We start from the raw sequence: 12,017 nt of genomic DNA on the forward strand, positions 1-12,017 counted from the left end.
ATTTAGCCGAATCATAACGATGTCACAAATTTTAAAATTAGATGCTTTAAAACAAGCGCAAGTTTCTACTTCACCGTATCCTTATTTTGTAGTAGAAAATTCGATCTTAGACAGCGAGGTGAAAGCTGTTATTCAGGATTTCCCAAAGATTGAACAGGGTGGTAGCTACAACATTGAAGATGTTGAAATTAAGCCTAATTTTGATCGCTTTTTAAAATCTTTAGATACCAAAGAATTCCGCCAAATTTTAACTGAAAAATTTGATGTGGATGTGATGGAGCATCCGATGATGATCACTTTGCGTGGTTATTCACGTCAAAAAGATGGTCGTATTCATTCTGACTCGAAAACCAAACTTCTGACTATTCTGATTTATTTAAATGAGTCTTGGGATTCGCCTACGGGTCGTCTACGTATCTTGAATGATGAAAAGAACATGGATGACTACGTCGAAGAAATTGATGCGGGTCCAGGTACATTGGTTGCATTTAAAGTGACTGATAATGGTTGGCATGGTTATGTACCTTTTGAAGGACAGCGTCAGTCAATTCAAATTAACTTTTTAACCAGCGATAAAGCCAATGCCAAGCACCGCTTCATTCACGGTTTAAGTGCAAAAATGAAAAAGTTATTTGGCTAATTTATGCAATTAGAAAGAGGAGGCTTGATACCTCCTTTTTTTAACTTTGTTTTTAAGGATAAATACTCAACCAATTATGTGTGCCAACTATAAACCATTAACAGTCGAGCAAGCTCAACAGCTTGGTTTACCTTTGATTCCATTTGAATATGGGGGAGAGGTTTACCCAAGTTATACCACCCCTTTGCTATTTAAATCGGAGCACGGGCTGGAGTGGCGGGAAGTATTGTTTGGTTTGGTACCAAAGTGGTCGGAAGATACTAATATTTCCAAGCATACTTATAATGCTCGACATGAAACCATTTTTCAGAAACCTAGTTTCTTGGAGGCAGCTTCAAAATGCAAATTTGGAGTTATTCCTGTATATGAGTTCTATGAAAGTAAATACATTGATCATAAGCCTCAAAGATGGGGCGTACGCCGTAAAGATGGACAAGCATTTTATATCGCAGCACTGTATGAGATTCGCAAGTTGAATGATCAGGTGATCCGTTCAGCCACCATGCTCACGATGGACGCCATAAACCATCCGATGATGAAAGACTTCCATGAACCGGGAGATGTAAAGCGGTCAGTGGTGGTTATTCCGCATGAGCGTTTAGATGAATGGTTAAGTTTAAAACAGCCACATCAGCTGTATGAATTTATGCAGGGTTTCCCTGTGGAAGAGTTTGAGTGTTCCCATGTCCCTAAAGCAAAGATCGCAAAAATAACACCGCAGCTGAATATGTTTGATTGAGCTCGATATTTGAGTTGATGAGATTAAAAAAGGCTTCCTATTGGAAGCCTTTTTTGAATCAGTTACTTAGCGTGCAAGATTTTTAAACATATGGCGTAGAATTTCCATTGTTTTTTCAATTTGCAATGGGGTTAAGCCATCAAATGATTGCTCTAAGATCACTGAGGTAAGATCATTGATTTTAGTAATCATTTCCTGACCTTTGTCTGTTAGATAGACGCGAGTGATACGACCATCTTCCTTACACGAATAAGTATCGATATAACCTTCATCTTTGAGGCGATAAACAATCTTGGTTGTGGTCGACATTTTGGAAATGACCATGTCGGAAAGCTCTGACACACTGGCATGAGGTTTGACATGCAATGCAATGAGAATACGGCGACGAGAATTGTCTAAGCCATATTTTTTAAGCACGTTATCGATATTTTGAACGTACTGAGCATTTACTTGAGAAATCCAGTAAAAAGGAAAGTCTTCCAGGTTAAATGAATCGGCTGTAGGTAAAAAACGCGCATATTTTTTTGGCATCACTTATTTCCTATACTTGCACAAGGAGCCACTCCTAGTCGCTCCTAGATTCCATGAAATGTCTATAACTTGCCTGTTAAAAAAATCGATTTCCTGATTTTTTTAGCATTCCATTTTTTAACAAATCTGTTCAAAGATAACGGTGAAATTATCTTTATTTTCAATGAATAAGTCATCATAAAATTCACATAAATCAGCTATTAATGATGTACTATCCAGTCGTCTTTCCCTCAAGGTTGTCCTACAGCCTTGCATTGCTGCTTGTTTGTAGAATAATCGTATTGTAGAAAAAAAATACGATTTTTGACGTGACATTTTTATAATATTTTCTGTCTAAAATGTCATAAATATACGAAATCAATATATTTATAAAATAAATAACGCTTAAAAAAATAGCGAATACAACTATTTGAATTAATCAATTGGTTAAAATATAGCACATAAAAAAATTTAAAAAAGTTGAATAAATACATTCTTTATCACATTTTTTCGATGAAATTTTAAAATTTTCAGCTTTTAACAACTTTGGAACGAGTTTAATTTAGAGATGAATTGGGGTAGAGGTGAAGTAAGAGGAAATCGAGATAAGATTTTTTATAGGATAGGAGATTCGAAGACTAAATAGATAAAAAGACGCACCTAAACAGGATTACAGGTTTAGATGCGTAAAGTGCAAAATTGTGATGACTGAATGTTTTTCTTAAAGCTTAAGTTCACGTTCCATCAGAGGCCATAACTTTTGATGTGACTTTTTAAACATCGACATATGTCCAATTTGTTTATAGCCATGTTGTTGTGGATTGAGTTCAATTAATTTGGTTGGTGCATTCGGGTATAAGCGCAGTAAGTCTTTGACATTGGCTTGGGTGGCAATTTCATCATCGGTTGCCCAAAAAGAAGTAATCGGGCATTGAATTTCTTGATGATAATCTTCGAAGATACTTTTACCAATCGCATTCATGACATAGCCAGGTTTACTACAAAACTCAGCCCATTGTTTTGCAACATTTTTAGGGAGGTTTTCTCCCATCCCAATAAATTGAGTTGCACCGTAACCTTTCAAAAAGCTAGAAATTGGGAAAATAACATTAAACATGACAGGCGCAAGGATTTTGGTTTTACCTTTCAAGCCTTTGACATGACCCGTTGAGCCTGCAATCGCCAAAACCTTAGCAACCTTGTTATAGTTTGAAGTAATCCCGAGTAATTGCCCACCAGCACTATGCCCAACAATAATTACTTTTTCAGCTAGAGTTCGGTCTAATAATGTTTCAATTGCGGCTGGAATATCATAAATTCCCCAGTCATTTATACTGGCCGTAGAATTCTTGAGCGGGCCATGTAAAGATTCACCAATACCGCGAAAATCAAAACTTAAGACGCTATAACCTTGTTGGTTAAGCCATTCTGCGAAAGCATGATAGAAGTTTTTAGTAATTCCTGTCGCTGGACAAATCAAGATCGGGTAGGGTTTGGTATGATCTTGTGCAGGATAAAATTGGGCTGCAAGTTGATAGTCATCTTTGCAACTGATCCAAAAAGATTCATAACTCTTCATTAGAAAGATACTCTTATATATGCATAGTATTACTTTACACAAGTTCCAAAAAGAAACTCGTTTAAAAAATGACTTAAAAGTCAAATTTTATGTAATATACGCATACAAAAGGAATATTTTAATTTCGGGGACGATATGTACGCTTTAAACACTGCAACTCAGCTTGCAATTGTATTTAGTGGGATTTTTTTATGGGTGGGGATGCTGACTGGGGTTTGGAAATACTATCAAATCAGACAAACAGCGCAGGCAAGAGCACATTATTATGTGGATATTGCACATCGGAGCAGTCTGCTTTATGCAGCAGCCAGCCTAATTTTAGCAGCATTGAGCTTTTTTACAGTTCTATCTGATTCAATCGCATTATTTTGTGTTGTTGCAAATCTATTCTTCTTTGCGATGTCGATTTTAATTTATATTTTGCACGGACTATTAAAAGATACCACCAATCAATTCAAACAGCCGCATCAAGTGGGGAAATGGACTTTACCAGCTTGGTGTATGACGTTGATGATGTTGTGTTTAATTATCGTAGAGCTGGGTGCAACTGGGATTTTAGTATTGGGAACAATTGTTGAATTTTTACATTAAAAAAATGGATGATCACTCATCCATTTTTCCTAAAGAATTTTTTTGGCGCACTGCGCTTAACTGTCGAAACTTTCGATCGACGATCGCCCACATACAAAAGGCCAGAGATACAATCAATGCATATGCAAAATATTCGGGTTTTAAATTACCTTTAATTGTGCCTTGAAATAACAACGTGACCATTAAGGCGAGCGTTGTAGTTGCATATACGATTGAATCATTTGCCTTCAGAGTGTTAATGAAGACTTGCTTGCTGAAATGTATTGATAACATCTCCATCCCTCCTTGTTGTGACGACAAAACCATGTGTTTTTGTCTGAATTGTTTTTTAAGTTGTACTGCTATTTTCTGAGCATTTCAATAGGGATTGTGACTATTTTGAAAATAAATTTCTAAATGTATTGATTTATATAACTTTTAAGTATTTTTTATATTGATTTGTACTATTTTTTAGTTAAATATTAACCATTATTTTTACATTTTGAAAAATTTGCCAATCAACTAATTAAAATGAAATAGTTGTTTTAGATCACAAATAAAGACATTAAGGTCATATTTGACAGCGTCAGCTTTAAATCAAGAAAAGAAAGATTTGTCGTAAACAAAAAATGAGCGTTGGATAAAAGAACATTTTTTGTATAGCTAAAATCATGTTTGGGTAAAACATCATTTTAACGACAAATCATTTTAATCTTTAGATGCTGATACGCGATCGACCACAATTGCAAAAACAAGAACGATCAGCGATGGCAGTAACCATGCGAGATTTTGTTCGTTCAATGGTAAGTGCTGAATAAAAGTCGGTAATTGCGCAGTAAAGCCAGCCGCTTTAATTGCTTCAAAAATACCAAAAAGGAAAGCAACAGCAGTTACGGATCCAACGACGATGGACGGATTGTTCCAACGTTTCCAGAAGAAGCTGAGCATGATCACGACAATCGCTGGCGGATAAATTGCACTAAGTACAGGAACTGAGATTGCAATCAGTTTTGTTAGACCTAGATTAGAAATCAACAAAGAAAAGCCAGTTAGGATAAAAACAAGTAACTTATAAGATAAGCCTGTTAATTCTGTGAAATATTCAGCACAGGCACAGGTGAGACCAATTGCGGTTACCATACATGCAAGGAAAATTAAGATGGTTAAGAAATACGATCCGTAATCACCAAATGCGTGTTGTACATAAGCATGCAGAATGATTGCACCATTGGCTGCATTAGGCGCGACTTCATGACTGCCTAAGCCAAGTTTAAACAAGCTGATATACACAAGCGTGAGTCCAACACCCGCAATCAAACTTGCGATAATGGCATATTTGGTAATCAGTTTTGTATCTGTCACACCACGTGATTGGATCGCTTGAATAATCACGATACCAAATACCAGTGCACCTAAGGTATCCATGGTCAAATAACCACTAACGAAACCTTCAGAAACAGGACTTGCGATATAGTTGTTGACTGGTGCTGAAATCATACCTGTAGGGATCGCAAATGCGGCGATACCTAAGATTGCCAAGGCAATGATTTTTAAAGGTGCCAGTACATGGCCAACCGTATCGAGTAATTTATTTGGATAAAGCGAAACTGCTGTCACAAATGCAAAATACACAATACTATAAATAAGAAGGCTGCTACCTGATGTACCAAAATACGGTGCAAAGCCAATCTCATAAGAAACTGTTGCAGTACGCGGTGTTGCAAATAATGGACCTACGGATAAATAGCAAACAATGGTGAGTAGTAAGCTAAAGAATCGTCCAAGTGGAGAGCTGATGATTTCGATTGAACCTTTCATACGAGATAAGGCCATAATCGTAATGACAGGCAAACCAACTGCGGTAATTAAGAAACCGAAGGCAGCAAGCCAGACATGTTCACCAGCCTGCTGAGCAACGATTGGAGGAAAGATAATATTGCCTGCGCCAATAAATAACGCGAAGGTCATAAAACCTAAAGCAATGATATCTCCTGTACGAAGTTGATTCATAAAGAGGGAGGCATAAAATAAAAGTGCGAATTTTAGAACAAAAATGCGTTCTTTTGAAACTAATTTATGTGAAATTTGGTTGATTTTTGACTAAAAAGAAATGATTAAAATCATATAATTAGTAATGGTAAAGCTAATGTGTTGAAAAGCTTTCCAAAACTCAAAAAATGCAGAAGCATGTAGATTCCTCCTTATTAGGCTAACCGAATTTAAATATAAAAATAAAAATGGTCTTTTAGTCTTAAATAGATTGAAGATTTCAATGGGAAGGCGTACAAATATTGAAATACTTTATGCAGTCCCCATATTAATTTTTCTGCATGTGATTTTAATCTGATTGATGAATAAGGAAAATCTCGAATGAGAGCTTCTACTGTGACCATTAAAACTGAACAAGATCTGGAGAAATTACGTATCTCTGGTCGTTTAGCGGCACAAGTGTTAGAAATGATCGGGCCTTATATCAAGCCTGGCGTTTCAACTGAATATTTAGATGATATCTGCAATGATTATATTGTGAATACGTTGCAAGTGATTCCAGCCAATGTGGGCTATCACGGTTTTACCAAGACGACCTGTATTTCTGTCAATGAAGAAGTTTGTCACGCCATTCCTTCTGCGAAAAAGATTTTGCAAGAGGGGGATATTTTAAATATCGATGTTGCTGTGATTAAAGATGGTTATTTTGGTGATACTAGCCGAATGTATTTTGTTGGTGAGCCCAAGCCGGAAGCGAAGAAACTGGTAGAAACCACTTATGAGGCGATGTTAGCAGGGATTCATACGGTGAAACCAGGTGCAACATTGGGTGATATTGGTTATGCCATCCAATCTGTTGCGCAGCGCGAAGGCTATAGCATTGTGCGTGAATACTGTGGGCATGGTATTGGTCGTATTTACCATGAACAGCCAAATATCTTGCACTACGGTCAGAAAGGTCAAGGTTTGGTTCTAAAAAAAGGCATGGTGTTTACCATTGAGCCGATGGTCAATGCAGGAAAACGCTATGTGAAAGAACTTAATGATGGTTGGACTGTGGTGACACAAGATAAATCATTGTCTGCTCAGTGGGAGCACATGGTTGCTGTAACGGATGATGGCTTTGAGCTATTAACGCCGTGGCCGAATGGCACAGGGCATTATCCAGCCGTTTAAGTTGTCCGATAAATTAAAGCGCGATTTTTAATCGCGCTTTTTTTTAGTTGAGCATTGGGTAAGTTGTTCAACCAAATAATCAATAAAAACACGAACAGCGGGCAATAGACCGCGTCTCGATGGATAAACTGCGTGGAAAACACCGTGTGGTGCAGTCCATTCTGGTAAGACAGTCACAAGTTGCCCTGTTTTTACAAAGTCTTGGGCAATACTGTCTGGTAGTAACGCAATTCCGCAGTTTTGCGTTGCTAACTCAGCCAACATGAGAAGATTTGATCCCATAATCACAGGATTCACTTTAATCTTTTTCTGTTGATGCTCTGGACCCGTCAACAAGAATTGTTGATCGAGATGATCTTCTGCCATGCTGATAATACGATGTTCAGCCAGTTGTTCAGGCGTAGTAAGATGACCAAATTCATTTAAATAGGCTTGGCTGGCAAAAAGACGTTGTTCAATCGCTTCAAATTGACGTAATACTAGGTTCGGATCATCATCTAATTTAGAGCGAACACGCAATGCAAGATCAATCCCTTCATTAATCACATCAATACGACGATTGCTGATCATCATCTGCACCCGCACTTCGGGATATTTTTTCAAAAAGGCAGGTAGGATTTTTGCCATCTGGTTTTGAGCAATATCGACAGGCACACTCACTTTGATAACACCACGTGGCTGACTACTCAAATGATTGACCACATCATGCGCTGCTTGGGCTGCATTCATCATCACTTGTGCATGGCGATAAACATCCATCCCAATATCAGTCACGGCAAAATGACGCGAACTGCGTTGAATTAGACGTACACCCAATTGTTCTTCAAGATTGTAAACCCTACGGCTGAGTTTAGATTTAGGAATGTCTGTTGCACGTTCGGCAGCACTAAAGCCACCATGTTCTACAACCAGTGCGAAGCAATAAAAATCATCTAAATCCGTTAGCATTACGCTATAAACTCCAGCTTATTGTGATTAAGTTAAATGAATATAAAAGTGATTATTAAACATTGTGGGCTAATAATATAGCCCGAACCTGCTGATATTGTTCCATTCGCTCAAAATCTTTTGCGGTTGGCGATGGAATTCGAGATAAGTCCATATTGTCAGTGATATCAGCCAATTTCACAACACGTGCCAAAGGGTTTTGTACAGCGCGCTGAGCGGCTTCGATTCGAGACTCACCATCCTGTTTGGTGAGTGCAACGATTGCTTCGATAATGTGTGCCTGGAATCCTAAAGCTTGTAAATCTTCAATGCTTGTTTCTGTATCTTCTAAGACGTCATGCAGAACAGCAATGATTTTATGATCAATACTCGGTACATTCAGCATCACTCTGAGCGGGTGTAAAATATAGGGGGCATTGGCTTTGTCGACTTGACCTGAATGTTGTTTTGCGGCAAATGCAATTGCTTGTTCTAATGTTGCCATCAGCTAAATCCTCCGCTTCAAGATAGATTAGCGCGTCATATTCTTTTAAACTGGCTGAAATTTTTTACGCTTAAGTATTATGTCATATCAACTTATCAATATTGTCGATGCGACCCAAAACATTGCATGTCCTTTTTGTCAGCATGCTGTTCTAGACTGGGATCAGGAGCAGTATATTCAACCGTGTGAGCATACGCTATTTATGGCAATGGATTTAGGTTTTGAATTTATTGCTGATCGATTTGAAGAAGTTCTACCACAGTCGGTTGATGAAATTCATGAAGATCCAAATATGAATATTTTTGCCAGCGTCTCTCAAGCACACTATGCCGATATGCACATTTATAAAGCAGATTTAGGTGTAGAGGGGCTATTCCGTTATGTTGGATTTAGTCAAAATTAAAATCCTTCCAATAAAAAAGCCAATCATTTGATTGGCTTTTTGCTTAACAGCTTATGCTTCAGGCGCTGGGCTGTACTGTTCAACTAATGGTTTTAACTCACCATTTTGGAACATTTCAAGCATAATATCGCTACCACCAATGAGCTCGCCATTGATCCATAATTGTGGAAAAGTAGGCCAGTTCGCAATTTGAGGTAAAGTTGCACGAATATCTTGATTTTCCAAGATATTTACATAGGCAAATGGACGACCAATTTGGCTAAGTGCTTCTACTGCACGAGCAGAAAAACCACATTGCGGGAATTGTGGAGTGCCTTTCATGTAAAGTAAAACAGGGTGTTTCGCAATTTGATCACGAATTAACGCTACTGTATCACGCGCTTGTTCCGTCATAGATAGATCCTCAACTAATCTCCTTGCATTATACCTAAAAAAAAGCGTGGCGGAGGATTGCGAAAGATTTTTCTTATATAAATGTGACTTTAGGCTTTCAATCTACGCAAGTTTTTGCTTATATAACTTTTTTCACCACAACTACTGATAGATTGAGTTTGTTATGACTAATATCACTCTTGCTCCTGTGCAACCTGATCAACCATCACACCTTATGGCAACCTATGGTCGCCAAGCGATCAGCTTTGTTCGAGGGCGAGGGGCGTATCTATATACGGCAGAGGGGACAGAATATTTAGATGCGTTAACTGGGATTGCTGTGTGCGGTTTAGGACATGCACACCCTGTTATTGCAGAAGCGATTGCTGAACAAGCTGCGACTTTGGTTCATACCAGTAACCTATATGAAATTCCTTGGCAAACCGCTGCAGCGCAGAAACTGGCTGCGGTTTCAGGTATGGAAGAGATCTTCTTTTCCAACAGCGGCGCTGAATCAAATGAAGGTGCGATCAAAATTGCACGTAAATTTGGTGCTCAACAAGGCATTGCATATCCTAAAATTCTAGTCGCAGAACAATCTTTCCATGGTCGTACCTTGGCAACCTTATCTGCAACGGGTAATAAAAAAGTTCAAGAAGGTTTCGCGCCTTTAGTAGAAGGTTTTATTCGCGTACCCTTTGGTGACGTAGAAGCAATTCAAGAAGCAGCGATCAATCACCCAGATATCGTTGCCATACTGATTGAACCAATTCAAGGTGAAGGTGGCGTGAATACTGCAGCACAAGGATTTAGTTACCTAGAAGATGTACGTGCGCTGTGTAATCAACATAATTGGTTGATGATGCTGGATGAGATCCAAACAGGTAATGGCCGTACAGGTAAATACTTTGCCTATCAACACACCAACATTATTCCTGATGTCATGACAACTGCAAAAGGTTTGGGCAACGGCTTTCCAATTGGTGCCGTCATGACACAAGGTAAAGCAGTCGGTTTACTGGGTGCAGGTAGTCATGGTTCAACTTATGGTGGAACAGTGTTAGGTTCACGTGTGGTATATACCGTGCTTGATACACTGGAAAAGGAAAATGCAGTTGAGAACGCTGCTACAGTGGGTGCCTATATTGTCGATCAACTCAGAGCGCAATTGGCCGATTACAATGTTCAAGTGCGTGGCTTTGGCATGATGATTGGGATTCAACTGCCAAAAGACTGTGCAGAACTGGTTGCGATTGCACGTGATGAATATAAGTTGATTATCAATGTAACGGCAGGTTCGGTGGTACGTTTATTACCACCATTAAACATGACACAAGCGCAAGCAGATGAGTTACTACAACGTCTTGCTCCTGTGATTCAGCACTTTCTAAAAGCATAATTGATAGAGATGAGATCATAAAAAAGGGCAAATGAATTGCCCTTTTTTAATTTGTTTCTTAAATCAGCCAGAAATATATTGTTGAAGCTGCTCAATCAGAATACGTTGATCATCCATTGCTGCTTTAACTAAGTCTCCGATGGAGATAAATCCAACTAACTTTTCTTGATCAAGCACAGGTAAATGACGTAAATGACGGTCAGTCATAAGGTTAAGGCATTCTTCGACAGTATGGTTTAAACCTACAGAAATCACTTTTGACGTCATAATGTCTGATACCGGTGTATTGTTTGATGAACGCTCCATCAAGGCAATTTTACGGGTATAGTCACGTTCAGAAAAAATACCTACGACGGTTTCGTTTTCAGCGACAACTAAAGCACCAACACCTTTTTCTGCCATAATTTTAATTGCTTCAAGTACCGTCGCATTCGGTGAAATGGTAAAAATTGATTGTACTGCTTTATTCTTGATGACTTGAGCAACGATTGTCATTGTTTATCCACCTGTGTTGTATTGTCATTTTCATTTAACTTAACGGTATTTTTTTTAAATGCAAAGCCCTAATTTCATTCCAATGATAACTTTTCTTCATGAATGTCTAAAAAGTCATCACTGGAGTAGAGGGAATGATTAAACCGTCACTGCTGATTGATGTGGCATAAAGAAGAAATGCTGCATTTGCTGAGTTGAAAGTTTAAATTTACGATGCGAAGAGTTAAATAAAGCAGGTTCAACTTGTAAACGGGTTAAAGTTGGCAGCAAGGATTCATGAAAATCTTTCGGCGTAATCTTACGTGGGGTGTAGTTTTTCCAGTGTGCTTTGGCATAGCGATGTGCTTGTACGCCGTTTAGCCAAAAGGGGAATACGTGACCATCTTGATCCGATTTGATTGCCCAACCCTGATGGTATAAACCCCAAAGAACGCCACAATACATCATTGTTTTTAGAATTGAAATTTTAAACATCAACTCACGTGAGACTGGTTGGAAATGGCTAAAACGATACATGTTATTAAACTAATATTCTTAAACTTATGTTTTATTATAAGAAAGATAGATGGCAGTTATGTTTAAACAATTGATCTAAATCGTAAGCAAATATTGTAAGTATCAAATCAAAGCAACTAAAGCTTTGGTGTAGCGCAAGTCAGAAATGTGAAAGGATGATGTTAATACGTTTTAAATAGGTATTAAAAAACGCCACC

The 12,017-nt window shown here is 38.2% G+C and carries 15 protein-coding genes; 6 read left to right on the top strand and 9 right to left on the bottom strand.

The annotated features are described in order from the left end of the window. Positions 1-19 precede the first annotated feature (19 nt). Complete coding sequence (locus A7P55_RS14795; protein WP_171552673.1) at positions 20-640, top strand: 2OG-Fe(II) oxygenase; 621 nt, start codon at positions 20-22, stop codon at positions 638-640. A 76-nt stretch (positions 641-716) separates the two neighbouring features. Continuing rightward, entirely contained in the window at positions 717-1,379 is a 663-nt protein-coding gene (locus A7P55_RS14800; RefSeq protein WP_171552674.1) for an SOS response-associated peptidase family protein, read from the top strand. A gap of 66 nt (positions 1,380-1,445) precedes the next feature. Here A7P55_RS14800 and A7P55_RS14805 read toward each other — a convergent pair whose 3' ends face one another. Together A7P55_RS14805 and A7P55_RS14810 are read right to left on the bottom strand one after the other, a co-directional pair. Then, a complete protein-coding gene (locus tag A7P55_RS14805) occupies positions 1,446-1,910 on the bottom strand; it encodes a MarR family winged helix-turn-helix transcriptional regulator (protein WP_004653790.1) in 465 nt (154 codons plus the stop codon). 700 nt (positions 1,911-2,610) lie between these two features. Continuing rightward, a complete protein-coding gene (locus A7P55_RS14810; RefSeq protein WP_171552675.1) occupies positions 2,611-3,468 on the bottom strand; it encodes an alpha/beta fold hydrolase in 858 nt (285 codons plus the stop codon). A gap of 135 nt (positions 3,469-3,603) precedes the next feature. Here A7P55_RS14810 and A7P55_RS14815 point away from each other — a divergent pair, with 135 nt between their 5' ends. Next, positions 3,604-4,059 carry a hypothetical protein gene (locus A7P55_RS14815; protein ID WP_171552676.1) on the top strand — a complete coding sequence of 152 codons (456 nt, stop codon included), beginning with the start codon at positions 3,604-3,606 and terminating at the stop codon, positions 4,057-4,059. Positions 4,060-4,071: 12 nt separating this feature from the next. Here the strand turns inward: A7P55_RS14815 and A7P55_RS14820 are convergent, their stop codons facing one another. Together A7P55_RS14820 and brnQ are read right to left on the bottom strand one after the other, a co-directional pair. Beyond that, entirely contained in the window at positions 4,072-4,332 is a 261-nt protein-coding gene (locus A7P55_RS14820) for a hypothetical protein (RefSeq protein ID WP_004806700.1), read from the bottom strand. Between the two features lie 414 nt (positions 4,333-4,746). Next, positions 4,747-6,048, bottom strand: coding sequence for a branched-chain amino acid transport system II carrier protein (gene brnQ / locus A7P55_RS14825; protein ID WP_005212638.1), 1,302 nt, complete (start codon positions 6,046-6,048; stop codon positions 4,747-4,749). Positions 6,049-6,408: 360 nt separating this feature from the next. On the opposite strand from brnQ, the gene map reads away from it, so the two are divergent. Beyond that, positions 6,409-7,203 (top strand): type I methionyl aminopeptidase, encoded by a 795-nt coding sequence (gene map / locus A7P55_RS14830; protein ID WP_005204101.1) that lies wholly within the window; start codon positions 6,409-6,411, stop codon positions 7,201-7,203. 27 nt (positions 7,204-7,230) lie between these two features. Here the strand turns inward: map and A7P55_RS14835 are convergent, their stop codons facing one another. After that, positions 7,231-8,151, bottom strand: a complete 921-nt coding sequence (locus A7P55_RS14835) for a LysR family transcriptional regulator (protein WP_171552677.1) — start codon at positions 8,149-8,151, stop codon at positions 7,231-7,233. Positions 8,152-8,206: 55 nt separating this feature from the next. Continuing rightward, the gene (locus A7P55_RS14840) at positions 8,207-8,635 is read right to left on the bottom strand and encodes a guanosine-3',5'-bis(diphosphate) 3'-pyrophosphohydrolase (protein WP_171552678.1); all 429 of its coding nucleotides are present in this window, start codon (positions 8,633-8,635) and stop codon (positions 8,207-8,209) included. Between the two features lie 79 nt (positions 8,636-8,714). Between A7P55_RS14840 and A7P55_RS14845 the strand changes: the two genes are divergently transcribed. Continuing rightward, on the top strand, positions 8,715-9,038 hold the full coding sequence (locus A7P55_RS14845) for a hypothetical protein (protein ID WP_171552679.1): 324 nt from the start codon (positions 8,715-8,717) through the stop codon (positions 9,036-9,038). A gap of 51 nt (positions 9,039-9,089) precedes the next feature. On the opposite strand, the gene grxD is transcribed toward A7P55_RS14845, so the two are convergent. After that, positions 9,090-9,431 carry a Grx4 family monothiol glutaredoxin gene (gene grxD / locus A7P55_RS14850; protein WP_004639270.1) on the bottom strand — a complete coding sequence of 114 codons (342 nt, stop codon included), beginning with the start codon at positions 9,429-9,431 and terminating at the stop codon, positions 9,090-9,092. Positions 9,432-9,594: 163 nt separating this feature from the next. Here grxD and A7P55_RS14855 point away from each other — a divergent pair, with 163 nt between their 5' ends. Continuing rightward, the gene (locus tag A7P55_RS14855) at positions 9,595-10,809 is read left to right on the top strand and encodes an aspartate aminotransferase family protein (protein WP_171552680.1); all 1,215 of its coding nucleotides are present in this window, start codon (positions 9,595-9,597) and stop codon (positions 10,807-10,809) included. Between the two features lie 63 nt (positions 10,810-10,872). On the opposite strand, the gene A7P55_RS14860 is transcribed toward A7P55_RS14855, so the two are convergent. Together A7P55_RS14860 and A7P55_RS14865 are read right to left on the bottom strand one after the other, a co-directional pair. Next, positions 10,873-11,304, bottom strand: coding sequence for a CBS domain-containing protein (locus A7P55_RS14860; RefSeq protein WP_004806717.1), 432 nt, complete (start codon positions 11,302-11,304; stop codon positions 10,873-10,875). Positions 11,305-11,442: 138 nt separating this feature from the next. Further along, a complete protein-coding gene (locus tag A7P55_RS14865) occupies positions 11,443-11,820 on the bottom strand; it encodes a DUF2750 domain-containing protein (RefSeq protein ID WP_004806719.1) in 378 nt (125 codons plus the stop codon). Between the last annotated feature and the right edge of the window lie 197 nt (positions 11,821-12,017).

Source organism: Acinetobacter sp. Ac_5812 (genome assembly GCF_013072695.1).
Lineage (GTDB): Bacteria > Pseudomonadota > Gammaproteobacteria > Pseudomonadales > Moraxellaceae > Acinetobacter.